The 22,974-nt window shown below is 45.6% G+C and carries 22 protein-coding genes; 19 read left to right on the plus strand and 3 right to left on the minus strand.

The window, feature by feature from the left end:
• The first annotated feature begins 8 nt into the window (after nt 1-8).
• The 10 genes from BO53_RS0110620 to BO53_RS0110665 all read left to right on the plus strand — a co-directional run bounded on the left by BO53_RS0110620 (nt 9) and on the right by BO53_RS0110665 (nt 11,346).
• Complete coding sequence (locus BO53_RS0110620; RefSeq protein WP_031548015.1) at nt 9-662, plus strand: PIG-L deacetylase family protein; 654 nt, start codon at nt 9-11, stop codon at nt 660-662.
• Nucleotides 663-877: 215 nt separating this feature from the next.
• The gene (locus tag BO53_RS0110625; RefSeq protein ID WP_031548017.1) at nt 878-1,552 is read left to right on the plus strand and encodes a YveK family protein; all 675 of its coding nucleotides are present in this window, start codon (nt 878-880) and stop codon (nt 1,550-1,552) included.
• A gap of 28 nt (nt 1,553-1,580) precedes the next feature.
• On the plus strand, nt 1,581-2,297 hold the full coding sequence (locus tag BO53_RS0110630) for a CpsD/CapB family tyrosine-protein kinase (RefSeq protein WP_031548019.1): 717 nt from the start codon (nt 1,581-1,583) through the stop codon (nt 2,295-2,297).
• Nucleotides 2,298-2,655: 358 nt separating this feature from the next.
• Nucleotides 2,656-4,503: a polysaccharide biosynthesis protein gene (locus BO53_RS0110635; protein ID WP_037342167.1), complete on the plus strand. Its 1,848-nt coding sequence runs from the start codon at nt 2,656-2,658 to the stop codon at nt 4,501-4,503.
• The gene (locus tag BO53_RS0110640; RefSeq protein ID WP_031548023.1) at nt 4,493-5,701 is read left to right on the plus strand and encodes a lipopolysaccharide biosynthesis protein; all 1,209 of its coding nucleotides are present in this window, start codon (nt 4,493-4,495) and stop codon (nt 5,699-5,701) included. Before BO53_RS0110635 ends, BO53_RS0110640 begins: the two co-directional genes overlap by 11 nt.
• A 12-nt stretch (nt 5,702-5,713) precedes the next feature.
• Entirely contained in the window at nt 5,714-7,018 is a 1,305-nt protein-coding gene (locus tag BO53_RS0110645) for a hypothetical protein (RefSeq protein ID WP_051683100.1), read from the plus strand.
• A gap of 72 nt (nt 7,019-7,090) precedes the next feature.
• A complete protein-coding gene (locus BO53_RS0110650; RefSeq protein WP_031548028.1) occupies nt 7,091-8,260 on the plus strand; it encodes a glycosyltransferase family 4 protein in 1,170 nt (389 codons plus the stop codon).
• A 189-nt stretch (nt 8,261-8,449) separates the two neighbouring features.
• Entirely contained in the window at nt 8,450-9,604 is a 1,155-nt protein-coding gene (locus BO53_RS0110655; RefSeq protein WP_031548030.1) for a DegT/DnrJ/EryC1/StrS family aminotransferase, read from the plus strand.
• Between the two features lie 57 nt (nt 9,605-9,661).
• A complete protein-coding gene (locus BO53_RS0110660; RefSeq protein WP_031548032.1) occupies nt 9,662-10,666 on the plus strand; it encodes a GNAT family N-acetyltransferase in 1,005 nt (334 codons plus the stop codon).
• A 110-nt stretch (nt 10,667-10,776) separates the two neighbouring features.
• Nucleotides 10,777-11,346 carry a YdcF family protein gene (locus tag BO53_RS0110665; protein ID WP_031548035.1) on the plus strand — a complete coding sequence of 190 codons (570 nt, stop codon included), beginning with the start codon at nt 10,777-10,779 and terminating at the stop codon, nt 11,344-11,346.
• Between the two features lie 385 nt (nt 11,347-11,731).
• Here BO53_RS0110665 and BO53_RS0110670 read toward each other — a convergent pair whose 3' ends face one another.
• Nucleotides 11,732-11,998 carry a type II toxin-antitoxin system RelE family toxin gene (locus tag BO53_RS0110670; RefSeq protein ID WP_031548037.1) on the minus strand — a complete coding sequence of 89 codons (267 nt, stop codon included), beginning with the start codon at nt 11,996-11,998 and terminating at the stop codon, nt 11,732-11,734.
• Nucleotides 11,988-12,221 (minus strand): type II toxin-antitoxin system RelB family antitoxin, encoded by a 234-nt coding sequence (relB, locus tag BO53_RS0110675; RefSeq protein WP_031548039.1) that lies wholly within the window; start codon nt 12,219-12,221, stop codon nt 11,988-11,990. The genes BO53_RS0110670 and relB overlap by 11 nt, the downstream gene beginning before the upstream one ends.
• A 287-nt stretch (nt 12,222-12,508) precedes the next feature.
• Here relB and BO53_RS0110680 point away from each other — a divergent pair, with 287 nt between their 5' ends.
• Together BO53_RS0110680 and BO53_RS0110685 are read left to right on the plus strand one after the other, a co-directional pair.
• A complete protein-coding gene (locus BO53_RS0110680) occupies nt 12,509-13,918 on the plus strand; it encodes a sodium:solute symporter family protein (RefSeq protein ID WP_031548041.1) in 1,410 nt (469 codons plus the stop codon).
• The gene (locus BO53_RS0110685) at nt 13,918-15,045 is read left to right on the plus strand and encodes a M24 family metallopeptidase (RefSeq protein ID WP_031548042.1); all 1,128 of its coding nucleotides are present in this window, start codon (nt 13,918-13,920) and stop codon (nt 15,043-15,045) included. Before BO53_RS0110680 ends, BO53_RS0110685 begins: the two co-directional genes overlap by 1 nt.
• A gap of 64 nt (nt 15,046-15,109) precedes the next feature.
• Here the strand turns inward: BO53_RS0110685 and BO53_RS0110690 are convergent, their stop codons facing one another.
• Nucleotides 15,110-15,889, minus strand: a complete 780-nt coding sequence (locus BO53_RS0110690) for a DeoR/GlpR family DNA-binding transcription regulator (RefSeq protein ID WP_031548044.1) — start codon at nt 15,887-15,889, stop codon at nt 15,110-15,112.
• 367 nt (nt 15,890-16,256) lie between these two features.
• On the opposite strand from BO53_RS0110690, the gene BO53_RS0110695 reads away from it, so the two are divergent.
• The 7 genes from BO53_RS0110695 (at nt 16,257) to glpX (ending at nt 22,917) form a co-directional block, all read left to right on the plus strand.
• Entirely contained in the window at nt 16,257-17,024 is a 768-nt protein-coding gene (locus BO53_RS0110695) for a GolD/DthD family dehydrogenase (RefSeq protein ID WP_031548046.1), read from the plus strand.
• Between the two features lie 62 nt (nt 17,025-17,086).
• Nucleotides 17,087-18,193 carry an MDR/zinc-dependent alcohol dehydrogenase-like family protein gene (locus tag BO53_RS0110700; protein WP_031548048.1) on the plus strand — a complete coding sequence of 369 codons (1,107 nt, stop codon included), beginning with the start codon at nt 17,087-17,089 and terminating at the stop codon, nt 18,191-18,193.
• A 32-nt stretch (nt 18,194-18,225) separates the two neighbouring features.
• Entirely contained in the window at nt 18,226-19,527 is a 1,302-nt protein-coding gene (locus BO53_RS0110705) for an MFS transporter (protein WP_031548050.1), read from the plus strand.
• A 59-nt stretch (nt 19,528-19,586) separates the two neighbouring features.
• Nucleotides 19,587-20,591: a dihydroxyacetone kinase subunit DhaK gene (locus tag BO53_RS0110710; RefSeq protein ID WP_031548052.1), complete on the plus strand. Its 1,005-nt coding sequence runs from the start codon at nt 19,587-19,589 to the stop codon at nt 20,589-20,591.
• A 17-nt stretch (nt 20,592-20,608) separates the two neighbouring features.
• Nucleotides 20,609-21,265 carry a dihydroxyacetone kinase subunit DhaL gene (gene dhaL, locus BO53_RS0110715; RefSeq protein ID WP_031548054.1) on the plus strand — a complete coding sequence of 219 codons (657 nt, stop codon included), beginning with the start codon at nt 20,609-20,611 and terminating at the stop codon, nt 21,263-21,265.
• Nucleotides 21,266-21,449: 184 nt separating this feature from the next.
• Nucleotides 21,450-21,941, plus strand: a complete 492-nt coding sequence (gene rpiB, locus BO53_RS0110720) for a ribose 5-phosphate isomerase B (RefSeq protein ID WP_031548056.1) — start codon at nt 21,450-21,452, stop codon at nt 21,939-21,941.
• Nucleotides 21,942-21,960: 19 nt separating this feature from the next.
• On the plus strand, nt 21,961-22,917 hold the full coding sequence (gene glpX / locus BO53_RS0110725; protein ID WP_031548058.1) for a class II fructose-bisphosphatase: 957 nt from the start codon (nt 21,961-21,963) through the stop codon (nt 22,915-22,917).
• Nucleotides 22,918-22,974 lie beyond the last annotated feature (57 nt).

Below are 22,974 nucleotides of genomic sequence, written 5' to 3' on the forward strand. Positions count from 1 at the left end.
ATGGGGATATGAACATACTGGTTTTTGCTCCACACAACGATGATGAGGTACTGGGCGCAGGAGGGACCATCGCCAAGTATGCGAAAGCGGGCCATGATGTCCATATATGCGAAGTGACCAGCGGACCGGACCCTGAGAAGGTCGAGGCTCTGAAGCAGGAGGCACGGGCGGCACATGCGGTGCTTGGCGTGAAGGATGCAAGCTTCCTTGAGCTGCCGATGGTCGGTCTCAGGCATACACCCACAATTGAGATCAATGCCAAGTTCCATGAAGTCGTTACGCGTGTGAATCCGGAGATCGTCCTCCTGCCGCACAAGGGGGACATGAACTTCGATCATGCGGAGACGACCTATGCCGCCATGGTGGCACTCCGTCCCTTCAATGTACCCGAACTGCGTGAAATTCTGGTGTACGAAACACTGTCCGAGACGGAGTGGAATACGCCGACTGCAGATAATGTGTTCGTACCGAATGTCTATGTGGACATTTCAGGTACAATCGACCAGAAGCTTGAGGCGATGGAATGCTATCGTTCACAGCTTAAGGATTACCCACATCCAAGATCCCTTGAGGCAATCCGTGCACTGTCGATGGTGCGGGGGACGACGATTTGTGTAGAGCATGCAGAAAGTTTCATGCTGATCCGTTCGATAAAGAGATGAAAACACCTGTTGCGCATGCGTTGAACCTGAGCGATGCGCTATTTCTATTGCTGAATTTCAAATGTATAATTATAATTTTTTGGTTGTTACGGTAGAAAAATACAATAAATATGTAGAAATATCAAACAGAATATTCCAAAAATTCTAATTACGTGGTATATTGGTTCCAAACTTATATAGAGAGATAAAGTTTGTTTATTAAGGGGAGGGGTCGTATGGAAGATTCAGTAAGCGTTGAAAGGGCCTGGGCGATTATCAAAAAGAATGTGGCATCCATCATTACCATGATGCTGCTGGTGGGCATACTTGCTGCGCTCGTCACCTATTTTGTCATGACGCCGAAGTACGAAGCAGAAACACAGATGCTGGTCAGTTCGCCGGGTGATGCCGTTGTAGTGGATTTCGAGAATATCGAAACCAACCTGCAGCTGATCCACACCTACAGGGATATCATGCTGAGCAAGACGATACTCGAAGATGTCATCACCAACCTTGAATTGGAACAGACCGTAAAGGAACTTTCCAAACAGGTTTCCGTCACCAACCAGGACCAGTCACAGGTGCTGTCCATTAGGGTCGTTGATGCATCGGCGGAAGAGGCGGTAGAGATTTCTAATGAAGTCGCACAAGTCTTCATGGACAGGATCGTCGAGATCATGTATGTCGACAATCTATCCATCTATGCCCCGGCGAGTGTGGGTCCGGACATGGAGCCGGTATCACCACAGCCGCTTTTGAACATCGCAATCGGACTGTTCATCGGGCTGATGCTTGGTCTGATTCTGGCCTTCGCAAGAGACCATTTCGACAAGTCTATCAAGAATGAAGGGGATGTGCGGAAAGTTCTCGATTTGCCGGTGGTCGGGTCAATCGCGAAGTTTGAAGATTAGGAAGTTTGAAGATTAAGGGGGAGCATTCATGAATAAGAAGAAAATGAACAAAGGTGAAGATACCACACCGAGGAACATGGTAGTTGCCAAACATCCACATGCGACTGCGAGTGAACAGTTCCGGATACTCCGGACAAATATCACGTATTCGGGTGTAGATCATCCAATCCGGTCGGTACTGTTCACCTCCGCCATATCAGGTGCGGGCAAATCGACGGTCGCCGCCAACATGGCAATCGCCTATGCACAGGCAGGCATCAAGACACTTCTGGTGGACGGGGATCTGAGGCGCCCGACGACACATTATACGTTTGAAGTCTCGAACAGGAAGGGGCTGTCGAAGGCAATTATTAATGATGTGCCGCCGGAGGAAATGGTCACAAAGACGGAGTTTGATAAACTCGATCTGATGACCGCTGGACCGATTCCACCGAATCCATCGGAACTGTTGGCATCAAAAAGTATGGAAGCGCTGATGAAGGCCTTGGCGATCCAATACGAAATGATCATCATCGATTCGCCACCACTGTTGGCTGTGACGGATTCCCAGCTTCTATGCAAACAGGCGGATGGTGTAGTCATCATTACCGATGTTGAGAACAATGACCGCAACGAGCTGCTGGACGCAAAAGACCTGTTGGAAAAAGCGGGTGCGAACATCATCGGTGTCGTCCTCAACAACCGGGAGGAAAGGCGCGGAGCGAACGAAGCGTACTACTATGCGGAGCCGGTTACGGAGAGCTGATATCCTGCAGCCTGACCATCCTTACCAGATGGCTCAGGACTATGACTGCCTAAGGATGCGAAGAACACACGAAGCGTGAATCATCTTGAATGACTTCAGGGGTGCGGTCATTCGGGCATCAAAGGGGGTGGTTGAAAACGGGGTGGAACTGTTTTACACATTGACCATTGATTGCAGTGAATATACGCTCGACAAATTAGAAAGATATTGGGTAGGAAAACATGAATTTATTAGTATAACGGAGTGGTCCGCCTGAGAGGTCATGGTGGCACCACGAGAAAGAGGTCGAAAGTAATACAAAGGGTGCAATAGAGAACAATCGAATAAGGGTATTTCTAAAAGGAAAGAAGAGGATACTATGGGTGCTAAAAAGCGTTATTTTCTCTTTCTGTTTGTCGACTCGTTAATCGTAACTTTTTCAGTGTTTATCGGCTACTACATTCTCATGCCATTCTTCTCGGACTATTCGCTGACAGTACTGGGAGTGACGGCCGTCGTACTGCTTGTGAACCATCATCTGTTCGCCTATATCTTCAACCTGTATCACCGGGCATGGGAATATGCGAGCATCAGGGAACTGATTTCGGTCACACAGGCGGTCAGTGCATCGATAATGGCAACGGTGATCATGATATACCTGCTGTTCGACAGCACGTTCCTACGGCTGATGCTTGTGACATGGATGATGCATATGCTGCTCATTGGTGGATCAAGGCTGTCCTGGAAGTTCATTTCCTATGAGCTGAACGGAAGGATGTCCCATGGGACCAAGATGACCCGTACGATGGTGTTTGGCGGCGGCAAAGGGGGATCCATCCTCATCAAGCAGATGCTTGACAACCCTTCCATGGGCATGAACCCTGTGGTTGTGATTGATGATGATCCCTTCAAGCACAACTTGGAACTCTGCGGCGGGGTCAGGGTGGAAGGCAACCGGCATGATATCGAACGTCTGGTGAAGAAATATGATATCAAAAAGGTCGTCATTGCCGTGCCTTCATTGAGCAAGACGGTACTCAAGGAGATCCATGATTATGCCAATCTGGATGGTGTGGATGTCCTGACGATGCCGAACATCGAAGATGTACTGTCGGGAAAACTGGAAGTCAATGCACTGAGACAGGTCCAGGTGGAAGACCTGCTTGGACGCGAGCCGGTGCAGCTCGACATCAAGGGAATCGAGGATCAGGTGACGGACAAGACGATACTGGTCACGGGTGCCGGTGGCAGCATCGGATCGGAGATCGTCCGACAGATTGCCAAGTTCCAGCCGCGTCAGATCCTGCTTTTGGGACATGGTGAGAACAGCATCTACTCCATACTGGAAGAGGTGCTTGAGAAGAAGGAGGACAGTATCAGCTATGTACCTATCATTGCGGATGTGCAGAGCAGAAAGCGCATGTTCGAAGTGTTCGAGAAGTACAGGCCGGATATCGTCTACCATGCCGCAGCGCACAAGCATGTGCCGATGATGGAGTACAACTCGCGGGAAGCCGTGAAGAACAACGTCATCGGAACGAAGAACACGGCTGAGGCGGCATGCCATTACAAAGCGAAGAAATTCGTCATGATTTCAACAGACAAGGCGGTCAATCCACCGAATGTCATGGGTGCGACGAAACGGATGGCTGAAATGATCGTCCAGGCACTCGATAAGGGATGCAAGGATACGACGCTCGTAGCAGTCAGGTTCGGAAACGTCCTTGGCAGCCGTGGTTCCGTCGTTCCGAAATTCAAGAAGCAGATTCAGGCGGGCGGCCCGATTACGGTCACCGACCCAAGGATGACACGCTACTTCATGACCATACCGGAAGCGTCACGCCTCGTCATTCAGGCGAGTACGATTGCAGAAGGTGGGGAAGTATTCGTGCTAGATATGGGAGAACCTGTGAAGATCGTCGATCTCGCCAAGAACATGATTCGGCTGTGCGGATTCACGGAGACCGAAATCGGCATCGAATTCGTCGGCATACGACCGGGCGAGAAGCTGTATGAGGAACTGCTGAAGGCGAATGAAATTCACCCGGAACAGGTCTACGAGAAGATCTACCGGGGCAGGGTTTCAGAATCTTCATTGACTCTCCTCGAGGCGCAGATCAAGTCATTCCTCTCCATCGATGAGAACGAAATGAAGGAGCGGATCATCAAGTTCGTCAGGCAGGAAAATATGGAGCCTGAAAAAGTAGGACAGGAAAATGCAAGCTAAAATACTGAACATCGTAGGGACCCTGCTATTTGCACTCAACCAATGGATGCAGGTGATTCTGATCACACGGCTGCTTGGTCTCTATGAAGTGGGGCTGTTTTCATATTTTCTTGCTCTGACGGCCCCGCTTGTATTGTTCAGCCGTTTCACGCTCATCATCCTGGTGCCGACGCAAAGAAAACTGTCCTATGACTATGTGATATTCCATGAGTTCAGGAACATCGCCAACTATGCATTCATTGCTGGCTCATTGATTGTCATGCTGTTTGTGGACTTGAACATATATGAGAACCTCTGCCTCTTCATCTTCGTCCTCTACAAGTTTTATGAGAGCAAGGAGGAATTCATCTATACGGAGAATATCTCGGAGGCCAGGATCAGTTTTCTCGCCTATTCGAAAATTTATAAAAGCATCGTCACAGTCATACTGTTTTCAGCAGCGGTGTTCATATTCAATTCTCTAGTGATGGCAATATTGAGCCTGCTTGTTTCACAGATGCTCATCTATTATCTGTACGACTACAAATTTTCATTTTCGAAGAATCGGGCGAAGATCGGCATCAAATGGCGTGAATTCAAGAACATCTTCATTATTGGAATCGGGCTCTCTGTTGTGGAACTGCTCAACTCGCTCGTTTCAAACATTCCAAGATATGTGCTCGAATCCTTTCATAGTGTCGAGACACTCGGTATTTTCGCAACAATCATGTATTTCGTCATCATCACCAACAACATCGTCGTTGCCATCAACCAGAGTGTCGTGGCGGGACTTTCCAAGGAAGCAGAAGAAAGCGCAGCCAAATTCTATCACTCATTCCTCAAGCTGTGCGGTTTATTCCTGGTTCTCATCGTAATCGGGGAGATCATCCTGCTCACGCTCGGCAACAGCCTGCTCGTACTCGTATACGGGGAACGGTTCAGCGGATTCCAGACTGAAATCGTACTCCTTGGCATCCTGCTCATCTTCACCGTATATACGAAACTGTTCGAGATGGCACTCAGCATATTCAATATCTACAATCTGCAGATGCTTCTGCAGGGTACGACTTTCATCGCATCAATCATACTATCGCTTATCATCATCATTCCATATGGTCTAACCGGCGCATTCATTGTGGTCATCCTCACGTATCTAATTCTGGCTGCAGGCCAGATTGGCGTGCTGATCTACCATTGGAAATATAAAGTACGCTCCTAGGAGGCGGGGGACATGTTCATCATTTGGCTGGTCGCACTTGCATATGTAGTCGCGGGATATCTGTTCAGTTCGTATATTGCAGATACGACCCTTTTGACAGGTTTATTCATCATCATTATGTCAATTCTGGTGTTCTTCCTGCTGTACTTTAAGTATACAAAGTTTCTAATCCTCATCTATGCAGGGTTCTTGGCAAGGATCGGGATGGTACTGTACGATCGGCAGGAAAAAATGCCTGCCCTTCCGCATAGTGGAATTGATTCTGAAAGGTACTATAAGACAGGACAGTATATCAGCGAGAAGATGGCGCTTATGGATGCAGAGATGTATGGCGGCCTATACTCGAAATTCCTGGCGCTCATCTTCAATATGTATGGTGACGACCGGATCTTTGCCCAATTCCTGAACGTGCTGATGGCGCTCACCGCCATCCTTCTGGTCGTACAGATGTTCAGAATGCTGGATGTGCCGAACCATATACAGTTCGTATTGGTCGGGGTCATGTCATTCTTCCCGCATTCATTAATATTCTCAAGCATATTGGTCAGGGAATCCGTCATTACACTGATGGTGACACTATCACTCTACTTTTTTGTCAGGTGGTACAAAAAAGCGGGATGGAGCAACGCGCTGTTGAGTGTGGCATTCATCCTGCTCGGTGCATCGTTCCATACCGGTGTGATCGGGGTGCTGATCGGCTATCTGTTCGGCTTCATATTCTATCAGCATAGCAAAAAGGCATTCAGGTTTACACTGAGGTCCACCATCCCCTTCACCATATTTGCGGTGAGCACCACCTACGTCATGATGTATCCGGAAAGTATATCGGCATTGCCGATATACGACAAGGTAGACCAGGTGGAGCGGGGCAACTCCAGCATATACGAAGCGTTCACTCCCCAAATCGGGGCGAGTGCCTACTTGGGCTGGCTGGTGGTCGACAACATCTACCAGATGATTCTATTCTCGCCGATAAAGGTCTTCTATTTCATCGGTTCACCGATGCCGTGGACCGTCAGAAATCTCAATGACCTGATCGCCTTTTTCCTGGATGGGGTATTCTACCTCTTCGTACTTGCCGTATTCATCAAAAACTTTGCGCTCATCAAGAAGCGTCCGATATTCGGCGTCATTCTGCTGAGTATCGCCGTGACATGGCTCATATTCGGATTCGGCATTTCGAACGCAGGAACGGCACTCAGACACCGCTTCAAAATATTCTACGTCATCATCGTGGCACTCGGTGTCGTCTGGACGTATTGGTCGAAAAAACAGAAGAGACCACCAGAGGGTACCGTTAAAGGAGATCCGGCATAAGCATTGATTGGCATCTTGTATTGTAGCCCACGGGTGCGGCTACCAAAAAACAGGGGTTTGGAGATGTAGCTTATGCAGAAGAAATTGATTCATGGTGTCACTTCCTCCATGAGTGCACTGTTCATCCATGAGCAGGTGCACTTCATCGAAAAGAACGGCTACCAGGTGGAAGTGGTATGCAACAACGATCCAGAAAGGCACTACGAGGGACTCAGGCTCAAACATATTCCATTCGAGCGTGAAATCAGCCTCTACAGGGATGTGACGACACTCTATTCCCTCTACAGGTATCTGAAGGGGAAAAAGCCGGATATCATTCTATTCAGCACCCCGAAGGCGGGGCTGCTCGGCATGGTGGCGGGCTTCCTGAATGGCACTGAAACAAGGATATATGCGCAGTGGGGACTGCGTCTTGAAACGGTGACAGGGGTGAAGAAACTGATACTGCAGACGACGGAGAAAATAACCTGTCTGCTCAGTACGCATGTCATCGTAATCTCCGACAGTCTTGAAGAGGAGATGGTCGGCAGGAATCTCGTCGACCGTGAGAAAGTCGTCAGAATCGGCAAGGGCAGCGTCAACGGAATCGATATGCAGCGCTACAGTCCGGATGCGATCGATGCCGATAGGCTGAAATGGATGAAAGCGGATCTGGATATCAAGCCATCCGATTTCATCATCGGCTACATGGGCCGGATCACAAGAGACAAGGGGACCAATGAACTTGTGGAGGCCTTCACGAAACTGAGCCAGAGATACGATAATATCAAACTGCTGCTGATCGGTGATATTGAAGAGGGGGATCCAATCCGGCCTGAAAATATAGAGACGATCCATTCACATGAGCGGATCATCCACTGTGCCTATACGACCGAACCGGAATACTACTACAGCATGATGCATGTGTTCGCCTTCCCAACATACCGTGAAGGGTTCGGTACGGTCAGCATCGAGGCACAGGCGATGCGGGTGCCGGTCATCGGATTCAATTCGACGGGGGTAAAGGATACGATTGTGGACAACCGGACGGGTCTTGTCGTGTGGAACAATGATACGGCGGGCCTCGAAGAGGCACTCATGGACATGATCAACCATCCGCTGAAACGGGCACAGATGGGTCGGGATGCCCGCAAATTCGTCGAGGACAACTTCGACCGGGAACTCATCCAGCAGAAGGTGCTCGATTTCTATAATACGCTTGGGCCATCCGGTGATGCGGATGCCGAATACCAGAAAGCCTAAGGCCGCGCGTGTTGAAAAACATCATTGAAACAAAGGGGGAAATAGCGGTCCAATCATAGAGAGAAAGAGATTGGGCCGGGCAATATCCTTTAGAACCATGAAGGGGCACCATCAGGCTTTGTCGGGAAGACTGGTGGTGTGGAGTTGAACAAACAGAACAATTCAATTAAGGGGAGAGGTGACCAGGTTATGTCTCAACGCAGAATTCTTTTGTCATCACCTCACATGGGCGGTACAGAAAAAAAATACGTCCAGGAGGCATTCAACACGAACTGGATTGCTCCACTGGGAGAAAATGTAAATATATTCGAAGATCAGGTCAAAGAATTTACGGGGGCGAAGGCGGCATGTGCACTTGCCAGCGGAACGGGGGGTATCCACCTTGCTTTGGACCTATTGAAGGTCGAGCGGGGGGATATCGTCCTCTGCTCCTCACTCACATTTGTAGCGAGCGCGAATCCGGTGCTCTATCACGGGGCGAAACCGGTGTTCATCGATTCCGAGCTCGACAGCTGGAACATGTGTCCGAGGGCACTGGAGAAGGCCTTGAAATACTATAAGATGCAGGGCAAACAACCGAAAGCGGTCATTGTCGTCAATCTGTACGGCCAGTCGGCACGGATGGATGAAATCAGTGAAATATGCAGAAGGTATGGTGTACCCATCATTGAGGATGCGGCAGAATCCCTAGGTGCGGTATACAAGGGCAGGATGAGCGGGACCTTCGGCAAATTCGGCATCTTTTCATTCAACGGCAACAAAATCATAACGACCTCAGGGGGCGGGATGATCATATCCAATGATGAGGCACTCATCGAAAAAGCACTCAAGAAAGCGACCCAGAGTAAAGAAGTGGCTGCACATTACCAGCATGAATCGGTGGGATACAACTACCGGTTGAGCAACGTCTGTGCAGGCATCGGACGGGGGCAGATGGAAGTACTGGAGGAACGGGTTCAGCAGAAGCGTGACATCTTCGATAAATATGTGGCGGGACTCGACGATATGGAGGGCATCGAATTCATGCCTGAAATCGAAGGGTCATACCATACGAGATGGCTCTCCACCATGCTCATCGATCCGAAGAAGCTCGGCGTCAGTGCCAGTGAACTGATCGAGTATCTTGATGAACACAATATCGAATCGAGGCCGGTCTGGAAGCCGCTTCACATGCAACCGCTGTTCGAGGACGCCGCTTACTTCTCTGTAGGAAATGACAATGCAAAATATCTGTTCGAACATGGCATCTGTCTTCCATCCGACACCAAGATGACCGATGAGGAGATCGACCGGGTCATCGAGCTGTGCAGGGAACGTATCCTTGCGCACGAACTCTTTGCCTGATATCCGGGTCCTATGAAACACATTGGATATGCGAATCTACCTATTGGAGGGCGTACAGTGAATAAAGACATATACTTTACTAAAGAATATGCTCAAGTCAACGAGCTGATAGAACGCGGGGAAGCAATCTTCATTGAAATAGAGTGCGAGTATGGTCATATCACCCACACCGCCATCAAACGGGAAATCGATACTGGAATCGATGATGTTAAATATTATGATCTGGTCACCCCCTATGGATACGGGGGGCCGATCATCCACGAATATACGGACTTGGACAAGCTTATTGAAGTCTTTGAGGATACTCTGGTGGACTATTGCGAGGCGCACAATATCGTATCGGAATTTGTGCGGTTCCATCCGATGTTCCAGAACCAGGAGCCATTCAGGAGCATCTATGATGTCAGGTATTTGAGGAAGACGGTAGGGACGGATCTATTGAGCTTCGAAGATCCATTCCAGAGCGAGCTCAATGCCACGGCACGCAGGCGTGTCAGGAAGCTGATAAAGGATGACAGGTTCTCCTGCCTGGTGGCGGCGAAATTCGAGGATATCGAAGATTTCATTGAGATCTACAACGATACGATGGACCGCCATCATGCGACGGACTTCTATTATTTCGACCGTGAATATTTCGAAAAGCTGAAGTGGGAGTTCGGAGACAAACTGCTCACAACAAGTGTATTCTTCGAGGGCAGAATCATCGCCATGGGACTGTACTTCATGTCGGATGACATCATACACGATCATCTGAACGGCACCCTCGCGGACTACCTCCCTCATTCACCGGCCTATCTTCTGAAATACACGATGATGAACTGGGCGAAGGCAAACGGCTTCTCATTCGTGCATTATGGCGGCGGCGTCACCAATGAGGAGGACGATTCCGTCCTCAAGTTCAAGAAACGATTTTCCAGCCATACCGAGTTCGATTTCCATATCGGCAAGAAAATATGGAACTACAAAGTGTACGATGCATTATGCCGGAAGAAGGGGATAGATAGAGAGACGGACTTCTTCCCGGCCTATCGTGCACCGAAAATCGCGGTAAAAAAGAATTAGCATCCTGTACTGCATTCCAAGATATGAACTTTGGAATGCAGTTCTGATTAGAAGGACTGAAAGCAGACAACAGGGCGCAACTGCACCACTTTGCTTGGTGAGGAGGACATATGAAAATAAGGATCATAATCATTTTGTTCTGCATTACATTGATGTTGATTGTCGTATCGATCATCGACAGCTTTAATCACAACTATACGGATCAGCCTGTAGAAAGCGACCTGATTGTGATGCTTGGCGGAGGCGAAGATTCGAGGATGCAGAGGGCTGCCCAGCTCTATCATGAAGGCTATGCAGATTATGTCCTGATTACTCCAGTCATCGAGTCATCAGAACTCAACCAGAGTTCAGCACTCGCAATGGAATACGGCATACCCGAAGAGGCACTGATATTGGAGGAAAAGGCGATCAGCACCTACACGAATGCGACCATAACCATGGATATCATGGATCGGCTCGATATGACCTCCGCGCTCATCGTAACGAGCGACTGGCATATCAAACGGTCCAAGTACATCTATGACAAGCTGAATGATGGGAGTTTCGACTTCCACTATATTTCCGCTCTCCCTATGCAGGAGGGAAGATGGCACGAGAGTGGGGACGCATTCTATATATGGTACAGCGAATACATCAAAATGTGGGTGTACAGAATGGGCATCTACTGGTGGAGTGAGTAGGGGTTAGTGAGAGTATAAAAATGAATGGTTGTCTTATGGGGTTGGAACATAAATATCTCACGAAAAAATAATCCGTACGTTAGCTTTCCTGGGGCATCGCGTAAGCCTGTAGTCTTACGCTGATACTTTTCCCCTAGGAGTCTAACGTACGGATTTTATCTATTCTGTGTGAAACGTTATATCTTTTCAGGACTTATGTCCCAGCCCCTATTTAGTGAGTGATATTAGCCATATAGTTGATAATTCAATTAATGTGAAGTGCATAAGGCAGTAATATGATTTATAGTTTCATTGTTATTTTAGTGGTTGAGTAGGAGGAGAACATATTACAGTTGAATATTTCAATTGCGGTATAAACTCGTTGTCGTTGAAAAGGGGAAATAGTTCACTTATAAATATCCTTTCTATGCCCCAAATCGATTAAGGATATCAATATTTCCTCATCTTTTATTTTTGCTATGATTCTATAGTCGCCAACCCTATATCGCCATAACCCTGTATAATCTCCTGTTAAAGGTTTTCCATTTTTCCTTGGATCATCTGTGGCATTCAAATTTTTATTTATCCACGCGATTAATAAAGCACTTGTCTTCTTGTCCATCTTTCTCAATTTTTTTAGTGCTCTTTTCTCAATTTTCAACTCATATTTCATCTGAAAGACCTAACTCTGCTTTAGCTTCTTCCCACGGCACAAACTCAGTGTCATCATCTTCCATGATTTCAACGGCTCTGTTGTACATTTCTCTATCAATTTCTTCGTCAATCTTCTCTGAGATGATTTCTCTGATATACATGGACATATTCGTATTTTTCGCTTCGACAATACCGCGTAGAATTTCTTCTTCGTCTTTATCCAACCGTATTGTAATACTCATTATTACACCCCCGACATTTTGTAAGACAATTGTAGCACAATATATATTCTCTCTCAACAAATTGAAATCTAGCAGAGAGAAAGATGACATGAGAGCGGGGATGCATTTTATTATAAATTTACAACTTGTATGTACATGAAAACGTTATTTTACTGAAAATTTTTACTTTGTGAGCGTATCCCTTGACATGATAGGAATTATGAAATTTTTTCCGGATGAGAAGCTGAAATGAAAATTCTAATGTGTTAGGTTGTTAGAGGACACAATCCAAACACAGGGGGAAAACAATGGAATTTTCAAGTCAACCCATACTCATATGGTTTGTAGTAGGTTACGGTGTATTCATGCTGCTGCTTGGCATGTACTACTCCAAGAAAATCAGTTCGAGTGAGGACTTCATACTCGCCGGCAAGTCTCTCGGACCAGTGGTCCTGATGGGGACACTGCTTGCGACATGGGTCGGAAGCGGCTCTGTAACGGGTGGACAGAACTCACTGGCATACTCCTTTGGAATATGGCCGGCACTGATGTCGACATTGCCGTCGCTCATCGGTATCGGAACGATCTTCCTCATTTCGTCAAAGATCAAGCATTATGGAAAATATACAGTCGCTGAAATACTGGAAGTGAAATATGGCAAGGTGGCAAGTCTGCTTGCAGCCCTAATCATCATTCTCGCTTTCGTGGGCATCGTCTCATACCAGTACCAGGGTCTCGCCTACATACTCAACATCTCGCTTGGCATACCGGTAGGCACAGGAACAATCATCGCTGCAGCAATCATCATCTTCCTGGCGGGCATCGGCGGTCTGATGTCCGTGGCACCGACGGATGCCTTCAGTGCATTCCTCGTCATCTTCGGCCTCATCATCGCACTGCCGATTGCCTTGTCCGTCGGGGGCGGCTGGAGTGAAATCACATCGAACGTACCGGAGAGCCACATGAGCGCAACCGGATCACTGAGCTTCATCCAGCTGATGGGGTACTATATCCCGACGCTGTTCCTGCTGCTCGGTGACCAGAACATCTATCAGCGGATGTCCTCTTCAATGAATGACAGATCCACCAAGCTCGGTACAGCCGGCTGGATTCTCGGTCTGATCATCGTCACACCGCTGATCTCCATCCTGGCGTTCATTTCACGCTCCATGTTCCCAGGAATTGAACCGGGCATGGCACTGATCGCCATCACGAGTGTACTGCCGGTCGTCATCGGCGGCATCCTGATCGCCGCTCTAACTGCATTCATCGTCACGACAGGGAACTCCTATCTGCTGTCTGCCGCAACGAGTGTCGTCTATGATTTCGTCGGCAAGTATATGAAGAAGGACATCAACGACCATCAGAAACTGGTCTACACAAGGGTCCTGATTCCGATACTCGGCGTTATCGCCTTCATGCTGACGATGTACTTCCCGACCGTACTTTCTGTACAGATGTACGCGTATACGGTATATGGTGCAGGCATCACACCGGCACTGCTCGCCGTGTTCCTGTTCCCGAAAGTCACGAAGCCGGCGGGTCTCGCCTCCATGGCATCCGGTCTGCTCGCCACACTGTTCTGGGAATTCTTCTATGTACAGTCGACAGGCATCAATTCAGCATTGATCTCTGTACCAATCGCGTTCATCGTACTGTTCGCTGTAACGCTTTTCACGAAAGGGCAGCATAATGAAATGAAGGAAGTGTCAGAGTAATGGATAGAGCAAAACGCATTGAAAGTCTTCGGCAGGTCATGACAGAAAAGAATCTGGATGCCGCCATCATATTCAACTTCGAGAACCAGTTCTATTTCAGTGGACTCAAGGCCATCACCTATTCCCGGCCGATCATCATGGTCGTGGAACAGACGAGACAGAGCCTGATCATTCCGAAACTTGAGGAGAAGCATGCGAAAGAGAAGACGGATGCAGATCCGATCCACATCTATCATGAAGTCGAAGGCAGGGGCAGTACCGACTACCACGAACTGTTCGATGAAGTGCTGGACGGTATTGAAGGTAGCCAGGTGGGTATCGAATTCGGCGCCCTGCCGGCTGAACTTGTCTCAGGCATTCAGGAGAAGGGCCATGACCTCGTCGATGTCCAAGGAGATATCGTCCGCATGCGCGCCATCAAGAGTGAGGAAGAAATAGAAATGATCAAGGAGTCCGGCAAGCTTGTGAGCGGTGCATTGAAGCATACGCTTGAGCATTCTGCGGCAGGCAAGTCGGAACTCGAAATCGACTACCATGGCAACCAGTACCTGTTCGAAGAGATCTCAAAAAATCATACCGATTCCACACTGGACTACTTCGTCATGTCACCATCAGGCGTCGAACGGACCAATATGCCGCACGTCTTCTCGAATACACGGAAACTGGAGATAGGCGATGTCATCATCCACAGCCGCCAGGTTGGCTTGAACGGCTACCGGGCGGAATGTGAGCGGACGTACTTCATCGGCGAGCCGACGGAGGCGCAGCGGGAAGCATTTAAAGTTATGCTGGAGGCGCACCTCGCCGCGCTTGATTTCATAAAGGCGGGCGTCACCGCAAAGGCTGTCAACCAGGCGGCTCTCGATGTCATCAAGGAAGCGGGATACGACGCCTATGTCTCCCACCGCACCGGACACGGCATCGGCATCGGCCAGCATGAGGAACCGTCACTCCGCTTCGACAACGACCTCGTACTCGAAGCCGGCATGGTCTTCTGCGTCGAACCCGGCATCTACATTCCGGGTGTCGGTGGCTTCAGGCATTCCGATACCGTCGTACTGACGGAGGACGGTGCCGAGATCATCACGGAATATCCGCGGGATCTCGAGAGCATGATTTTTGAATAGCGGTATAAATGAACAAGAAGAGGGACAGCAGACTAAAACCAGTCTGCTGTCCCTCTTCTTGTTGCTAATTTAAAAGGGGGGAAACCATGGTAATGTTATACCTTACCAACTCATTGGAAATTTTCTCTTCGATGGGTTTGTCAGTAATCAACGTATTTATCTGATTAACGTTGGCAAAAACAGCACTTGAGTTGGTACCTATCTTAGAACTGTCGATAATAGCGACAACTTCTCGAGAATGATTAACCATTTCTTTTTTTAGTTCAACTTCGTAAAGATTGAAGTCTGTCAGCCCTTTTTCAATGGAAAAGCCGCTTGCAGAAGTGAACATCATATCAATATTGACATAATCCAAAATATCTAGACCAAGCTTACCTTCTATAGAACTAGAGCCGGGAGTGACGACACCACCGATTAGTATCACCGTTATATCCGGATTTTCTTTAAGTTCGAGGGCAGATTGAATACCACTTGTTACAACAGTCAGTTTTATAGGTTGATGTTTCAAATAACGAGCGAGCTCGAGCGCAGTAGAACTGGCATCCAGCAATATACATTGTTTCTCTTCAATGAAGCGATAGGCTTCTCTCGCAATTTGATTCTTTTCTTTTCTGTTTTTCTTCTCACGTGCAGAAAAACTCATCTCCCCATCTGTATAGTCATTGAGAACAGCCCCCCCATGTGTTCTTGTTAACAATCCTTCGGTCTCCATCTTTGTCAAATCAGATCGAAGCGTCGCTTCAGATACGCCAATCCGTTTTGCAAGGTCTTTTACTGTAATTCTTTGTTTTTCCTGCAAGTAATGCAGTATTTCATTTCTTCTTTCACTAGCGAACATTTTCATTGATTCCTCATCCTCTTTATTTTACGCATTTTTATAATATATTCTATCAGTAAAATTACATGTTAGCATTATAATTTCGTATATTTTCGAAAATATCATTTAATTTATATATACTTTCAATATATTAGAATTATGAAAAAATTAATTGACAATACGAAAATAAATGATAATATTATTCTTATACCAATTATTGAAAGCGATTGCAATAAATCGTATTGTTTCGTTTATGTTTTAAAATGTGTATTTTGAAATTTTCGTCACTTATTTTCGTACTTTTATTATATCATATTGATTTTGTGATTTTTCATGGTATGAGTGATTTAAAAAGGAATAAGAGGCTCAAAGTAAATTAGAAAGAAGGGGTTGTATGGGATTTAAAGGGTATGACAAGAACTTCAACATCACTGATAGAGTGGCGGTGGTTACAGGGGGCGCAAGTGGTATAGGTCGTGCTGTTGTGGAGTTGTACATAGAAAAGGGAGCTAAAGTTGCGATTTTAGACATGAATGAAAAAGCAAATGAAGTTGCAATGGAGATCGACAATAACAGGACAGTAGGTATCCAATGTGATGTAACAGATGATGGCAGTATTACTCAGGCATTAGAAACTGTGCAAGAGAAGTTTGGCAGAGTTGATATCCTCGTAAACTGTGCTGGTATCGCTTTACTGGATGACGCAGAAAATATATCTGATGCATATTGGAAGAAGACTATGGCAATCAATCTAGATGGGCTTTTCAAAGTGACTCAGCAAGTAGGGAATATTATGATCAGCAGTGGAGAGGGTGGGAAAATCATCAATATGGCTTCCCAAGCTGCTTTGATTGCCCTTGATAATCATGTGGCATATAGCACGAGTAAGGCTGGCTTACTTGGAATGACTAAAACGCTTGCTTATGAATGGGCTCAATTCGGGATTACAGTGAATGCTATTTCTCCTACAGTCGTTCTAACAGAACTTGGGAAGAAGGCATGGGCAGGTGAAAAGGGAGAAAAAGCAAAAAGGGAGATTCCTCTTGGTCGTTTTGGCTACCCTGAAGAAGTGGCGGCAATCGCCTTGTTTCTAGCTAGTGATGCAGCAAATTTAATCACAGGAGAGAACATTGTCATGGATGGTGGAAACACCATTAAGTAGAAGGTAGATAAAAGTTTGAGAGTGTCATTTACTATAGAAAAATTGAAAAAGGAGAATTAATGATGAATGAAATAGCTGAGAACAAAGCTGGTCGGGAATCAATACCTGAGAAAATGAAAGCGGTTGTAGCATATGCGCCGAAGGATTACCGTTATGAAGAGGTCAGCACACCTAAAATTGAAAATGAAAAAGAAATCATCATAAAGCTTGAGGCATGTGGTATTTGTGCAGGAGATATTAAAGCATATGATGGCGCACCCAGTTTTTGGGGTGATGATACACAACCTTCATATATCAAGGCACCTATGATTCCAGGACATGAATTTATCGGACGTGTTGTTGAAAAAGGGGATGCTGTAGAAGATTTTGAAGTTGGGGACCGCATCATCTCTGAGCAGATTGTTCCATGCTGGGACTGTAGGTTCTGTAATCGCGGTCAGTATTGGATGTGCGAGAAACATGATCTTTATGGATTCCAGAAAAATGTCAACGGCGGCATGGCTGAGTACATGAAGTTTACTAAAGAAGCAATCAACTTCAAAGTGCCGGAAGAATTGACTATTGAGCAGGCCATACTTATTGAACCTTATGCATGTAGTTTGCATGCAGTACAAAGAGCTCAACCGCAACTTGGAGACATTGTCGTGCTTTCGGGTGCGGGTACGCTTGGTCTAGGGATGATTGGTGCTCTGAAGAAGTCAGGACCAGCGAAAATCGTTGTATTAGATATGAAAGATGATCGTTTGGAATTGGCAAAAAAATTTGGCGCTGATATTGTGATGAATCCAAGCAAAGTGGATGTAGTGAAAGAGATTAAGGATATGACAGAAGGATACGGTTGCGATATTTATATTGAAGCATCTGGACATCCTAAATCTGTAGAGCAAGGTTTGCATGCAATCCGTAAACTGGGGACCTTTGTTGAGTTTAGTGTATTTGGTGAACCGGTCACAGTGGACTGGAGCATAATTAGTGATCGTAAAGAATTGGATCTTCTTGGCTCTCATTTGGGTCCATACTGCTATCCAATAGTGATTGACGGTATTGTAAATGGGGATTTCCCAACAGAAGGTGTGGTTACACATCAATTGAAATTAAAAGATTTCGAAGAAGGATTTGAACTCATGAAAAAAGGTGAAAAATCATTGAAAGTCATATTGAAACCGTAGTTCTACTACGAGTCAACAAGGGGGAATGACGAATGACACATCTATCAGCTAATAGTACTTTTCTGGATAAAATAGGTATACCTTCTCATTTGGTATGGGGATATTTCGGAGTATTAATCTTTATGATGGGGGATGGGCTTGAACTTGCTTGGATCAGTCCATACCTTGTAGACCAAGGGCTTTCAGTTCAACAAGCAGCTTTTCTTACAACGGCTTATGGAGTCACTATTGCAATTGGTGCATGGTTTTCAGGTGTACTTGTGGAAGGGATAGGGCCTAGGAAGACGATGCTACTAGGTGTACTTTTCTACATTATAGGACATGTACTTTTTGTTGGCTTGGCAATACCAACCTTGAACTACGAGTTGATGGTTCCTACATATGCCATCAGAGGCTTTGGGTACCCACTTTTTGCCTATGCATTTCTTGTGTGGATTACTTATCGTACTCCTCACCAACAATTGGGTAAGGCAGTCGGCTGGTTCTGGTTTGTATTTACAGGGGGGTTGAGTGTGCTTGGCGCATTCTACTCCAGTTGGTCAATACAACTTATAGGACATGTACCTACATTATGGACAAGCCTTCTCTGGGTGGTCATTGGAGCGGTATTCGCAATTGTAGTAAACCGTGACAAATTCGAATTAAAAGTTAAGAAGGAAAGTAATTCCTCCAAGTTAAAAGAACTATCAAATGGTATTACAATATTGAAACGGGAACCGAAAGTTGCTATTGCTGGTATTGTCCGCATCATTAACCAATCTTCCCAATATGCCTTCCCTTTGTTTCTACCTATTTATCTAGCTGGATACGGTATAGAGACGACTGTCTGGCTAAATATTTGGGGAACGATATTCATATCAAATATTGTATTCAATCTAATATTCGGCTATGTCGGAGACAAGTTTGGATGGAGAAATACAGTTACATGGTTCGGAGCAGTTGGCTGTGGTGTGTTTACGTTATCCCTTTTCTATGCCCCCCAAATCTTCACTGGCAACGTAGTTATGGTTGCGGTTATAGGTATGCTCTGGGGAGCGTGTATCGCAGGGTTTGTTCCATTGTCTGCCTTGACACCATCTCTTGTAGGCGATGGGGATAAAGGTGCAGCAATGTCCATTCTAAACCTTGGTGCAGGTTTATGTGTGTTTGTTGGCCCGGCGCTTGTTGCTCTCTTCTTTGACGCCGTGGGCCCTGAAGGATTGGTATGGATTCTTGCTGGACTTTACTTTATAGCAGCTATAATGACCAGATTCTTGAAGATTCCAGAACCTGATACGGCGAAAGTGGAAGCGGAAAAAAATACAGGACAGAGTGTCCCATCCACGACAGTCTGATATATAATTATTTGTAATATTTAGTAAATGATAAAATGATTATGATAGGAGCAATAATAATGAAGAAGCTGATGAACGACTCTAAAAATATTGTGGAAGAAATGATTGAAGGGTATGTTAAAGCCCATCCTGATATTATTCGACAAGTTCCTGAAAACAAAAGAGCGCTTGTCACCTCCCAAGAAACTAGGGAGAACAAGGTTGGCATCCTAGTCGGCGGTGGTTCTGGGCATGAACCGGGTTTCATGGGATATGTCGGTTCAGGTATGGCTGATGGGGTGGCTGTTGGCAATATATTTGCATCTCCCTCACCTGATCCGATTCTAGAAGTGACTAAGAATATTGACAAGGGCGCTGGTGTTGTTTACTTATATGGCAATTACGCTGGGGACGTAATGAACTTTGGAATGGCAGCTGAAATGGCTGATCTGGAAGAGGACATTCAAGTGAGGATGGCTTTAGCAACAGATGACGTAGCCTCAGCTCCGAAAGAAGAAAAGGAAAAACGTCGCGGTATTGCAGGGGAGTTCTTTATATTCAAAGCAGCAGGTGCTGCAGCAGATTTTGGATATTCACTTGAAGAAGTTGTAAGAGTAGCCAAAAAAGCAAATGATAATACTCGTTCCATGGGCGTTGGACTTTCTCCTTGCTCGTTGCCTCAGACAGGCGAACCTAGTTTTGTACTGGGCGAAGATGAAATGGAAATTGGACTCGGCCACCATGGAGAACCTGGGCTTGAGAAAGGAAAAGTTGAATCTGCAGATAGTGTTGCTGAGCGACTGGTCAACGATATTCTGGAGGATATAGAAATAAACTCTGGAGAAAAAGTGGCGGTATTGGTGAATGGTTTGGGCTCTACACCGAGAATGGAACTATATGTTATGTACCGCAAAGTAGAACAGATTTTGAACGAACGTGGTATTGATATCCATCGATCCTATGTCGGAGATTATATTACGTCTCTTGAAATGGGTGGTGCCTCAGTAACACTTATGAAATTGGATGATGAACTGGAAGAAGCGATTGATCATCCAGTAAACTGCCCTATGTTTGTCCAAAAATGAAAAGGAGGAATCCACTAATGGAGTTTTCAGCAAATCAATTTAAAAATTACTATAAAGAGATAGTGAGCATGGTTGAAGAGGAGAAAAATTACTTATGTGAGCTCGATCGTAAACTTGGAGATGGAGATCATGGTGTAACAATGTCCATAGGTTGGCAAGCGGTCGATGAAAAGATTGATAATGAACTTTTAGAAGAAGAAGACTGCGGGAAAGTCAACATTATGGTTGGAAAAACTTTTCTTAATGCAGTTGGTTCTTCTGTGGGACCGCTCTATGCTACTGGTTTTATGAGGGGGGGCAAAGTAGTCAAAGGTAAATCAGTAATCGGTGACAGTGATCTTGCAGAATTCTGGATAGCTTTTGCAAGAGGAATACAAGAGCGCGGCCAAGCAGAAGTAGGCGACAAGACAATGGTCGACACGTTGGAACCTTTTGCGGATAAATTGGAATCTGTTTATGCGGAAACAAAGGATTTTCGCATAGCATTTAATGAAGCAGTGGAAGCGGGAGAAAAAGGAATGCAATATACGAAGGACATCATTTCCAAAAAAGGAAGGTCCAGCCGACTCGGTGAACGATCAATCGGAGCACAGGATCCTGGAGCTACTTCTGCATATTTGATTCTTGCAACTTTCCAGAATTTTATTAAGTCTCATACTGCTCAAGTGGGTTGAGCCATACTCTAAAACAGATAAAACTGGTTGAATACTCTAATTGAATGAATCAGGAATGCATATTTCTGATTCTTTTTTTTAAAACTTCAAACGAAAGAAAACGAAAAATAAATGAAACTAAAAATATTAAAACGAAATTTAATGAGGATTTTATAAATTACTTATAAAAACGGAGGAATTGAACATGAAAATTGGTATCGGCAGTGATCATAACGGATTTGAGATGAAAGAAGCAGTCAAAAATTTTATACAAGAGTCAACAGAGTATGAACTGGTCGATTATGGCTGCCATTCTTGTGCATCAACAGATTATCCGGATGTAGCATTCGAAGTATCTGAAGAAATTAGCAAGGGAAATTTGGATAGAGGAATTCTTGTGTGTGGAACTGGTATTGGAGTGGCTATTGCTGCCAACAAGTACCCAGGGATTCGCGCTGCAACCGCTCATGATGTGTACTCTGCAGAACGTGCTCAACTAAGTAATAATGCTCAGATTATAACAATGGGTGCCCAAATTATTGGAGAGGAAGTAGCTAAGAAGGTTGTAGAGGCATACTTGAATGTTGAGTGGGCAGATGGATCAAAACGCAAGGTGGACAAAATTATTGAAAAAGAGCAGGAGTTTGTTGGTCGCAGTTTTGAGAAGATAGCCACTTCCAATAATTTGGACAGTTAATTTGAAAGGGGGAAATCCAATGCAATCATTATCACTAGAATTTTTAAGAGTGACTGAATCAGCTGCAATTGCATCATTACCTTGGGTTGGAAGAGGCGATAAAATATCTGCGGATGATGCCGCAACTACTGCAATGAGAAATGCATTGAACACTATTCCGATGCGAGGCAGAATTGTTATCGGCGAAGGTGAAATAGATAAAGCACCAATGCTTTATATTGGTGAAAGACTTGGAAAAGGTGGTGTTGTAGAGGTAGATATTGCTGTAGATCCTATTGAAGGAACCACTCCAACTGTAAATGCACAAGAGAATGCAATAACCGTAATTGCAGCCGCCCCAAAAGGAAAACTTCTGCATGCTCCTGATATGTACATGGAAAAACTAGCTGTAGGACCGAAAGCTAAAGGGAAGATTGATATCGAAGCTTCGTTAATTGAGAATATGAAAGCAGTTGCCGAGGCAAATGGTAAGAATCTATCAGAACTGAACGTAGTGGTTCAGAATAGGCCACGGCATGCTAAGTATATTGACGAAATTAGAAAGTCTGGCGCCAAGGTTCAAGTCTTTAATGATGGTGATGTCATTTATGCTGCCGCAACATGTATGGAACATATCGATATCGATATGTTCCTTGGTATCGGAGGGGCTCCGGAAGGGGTGTTGAGTTCAGTAGCAATTAAAGCTCTTGGTGGAGAAATGCAGGCAAAGCTAAAGCCTCAAGATGATTTGGAATCAAATCGCTGCAAAGATATGGGTATTGATAATCCGGAAGGAGTTCTTAAACTTGACCAGTTAGTAGAGTCGGATGAATGTATATTCATAGCGACAGGTCTAACAGACAGTTTTCTACTTAATGGAATCAAGTGCAGTGGGAGTTCTTATACCACTCACTCCATTCTAATTGATGGGAAAGATAAACAGCTGCGTTATATTGAAAGCGAACATAAGTTTGAGACTGCAGTACAGAGTGTCTAGTATGTAAGCTAGAAAATTAAGAAAACGAAATTATTTGCTGGCATAAAGGAATTCAAA

It is taken from the genome of Salinicoccus luteus DSM 17002 (assembly GCF_000712035.1).
In the GTDB taxonomy this organism is placed as follows: domain Bacteria; phylum Bacillota; class Bacilli; order Staphylococcales; family Salinicoccaceae; genus Salinicoccus; species Salinicoccus luteus.

What these genes read in the sequence shown, in the direction of transcription:
- BO53_RS0110665 (WP_031548035.1), top strand. Translation starts at nt 10,777, where the DNA reads ATGAAAATAAGGATCATAATCATTTTGTTCTGCATTACATTGATGTTG.
- BO53_RS0110700 (WP_031548048.1), top strand. Translation starts at nt 17,087, where the DNA reads ATGAATGAAATAGCTGAGAACAAAGCTGGTCGGGAATCAATACCTGAG.
- BO53_RS0110650 (WP_031548028.1), top strand. Translation starts at nt 7,091, where the DNA reads ATGCAGAAGAAATTGATTCATGGTGTCACTTCCTCCATGAGTGCACTG.
- BO53_RS0110670 (WP_031548037.1), bottom strand. Translation starts at nt 11,998, where the DNA reads ATGAAATATGAGTTGAAAATTGAGAAAAGAGCACTAAAAAAATTGAGA.
- BO53_RS0110640 (WP_031548023.1), top strand. Translation starts at nt 4,493, where the DNA reads ATGCAAGCTAAAATACTGAACATCGTAGGGACCCTGCTATTTGCACTC.
- BO53_RS0110705 (WP_031548050.1), top strand. Translation starts at nt 18,226, where the DNA reads ATGACACATCTATCAGCTAATAGTACTTTTCTGGATAAAATAGGTATA.
- BO53_RS0110710 (WP_031548052.1), top strand. Translation starts at nt 19,587, where the DNA reads ATGAAGAAGCTGATGAACGACTCTAAAAATATTGTGGAAGAAATGATT.
- BO53_RS0110685 (WP_031548042.1), top strand. Translation starts at nt 13,918, where the DNA reads ATGGATAGAGCAAAACGCATTGAAAGTCTTCGGCAGGTCATGACAGAA.
- BO53_RS0110645 (WP_051683100.1), top strand. Translation starts at nt 5,714, where the DNA reads ATGTTCATCATTTGGCTGGTCGCACTTGCATATGTAGTCGCGGGATAT.
- dhaL (WP_031548054.1), top strand. Translation starts at nt 20,609, where the DNA reads ATGGAGTTTTCAGCAAATCAATTTAAAAATTACTATAAAGAGATAGTG.
- BO53_RS0110620 (WP_031548015.1), top strand. Translation starts at nt 9, where the DNA reads ATGAACATACTGGTTTTTGCTCCACACAACGATGATGAGGTACTGGGC.
- relB (WP_031548039.1), bottom strand. Translation starts at nt 12,221, where the DNA reads ATGAGTATTACAATACGGTTGGATAAAGACGAAGAAGAAATTCTACGC.
- BO53_RS0110625 (WP_031548017.1), top strand. Translation starts at nt 878, where the DNA reads ATGGAAGATTCAGTAAGCGTTGAAAGGGCCTGGGCGATTATCAAAAAG.
- rpiB (WP_031548056.1), top strand. Translation starts at nt 21,450, where the DNA reads ATGAAAATTGGTATCGGCAGTGATCATAACGGATTTGAGATGAAAGAA.
- glpX (WP_031548058.1), top strand. Translation starts at nt 21,961, where the DNA reads ATGCAATCATTATCACTAGAATTTTTAAGAGTGACTGAATCAGCTGCA.
- BO53_RS0110655 (WP_031548030.1), top strand. Translation starts at nt 8,450, where the DNA reads ATGTCTCAACGCAGAATTCTTTTGTCATCACCTCACATGGGCGGTACA.
- BO53_RS0110635 (WP_037342167.1), top strand. Translation starts at nt 2,656, where the DNA reads ATGGGTGCTAAAAAGCGTTATTTTCTCTTTCTGTTTGTCGACTCGTTA.
- BO53_RS0110680 (WP_031548041.1), top strand. Translation starts at nt 12,509, where the DNA reads ATGGAATTTTCAAGTCAACCCATACTCATATGGTTTGTAGTAGGTTAC.
- BO53_RS0110630 (WP_031548019.1), top strand. Translation starts at nt 1,581, where the DNA reads ATGAATAAGAAGAAAATGAACAAAGGTGAAGATACCACACCGAGGAAC.
- BO53_RS0110695 (WP_031548046.1), top strand. Translation starts at nt 16,257, where the DNA reads ATGGGATTTAAAGGGTATGACAAGAACTTCAACATCACTGATAGAGTG.
- BO53_RS0110690 (WP_031548044.1), bottom strand. Translation starts at nt 15,889, where the DNA reads ATGAAAATGTTCGCTAGTGAAAGAAGAAATGAAATACTGCATTACTTG.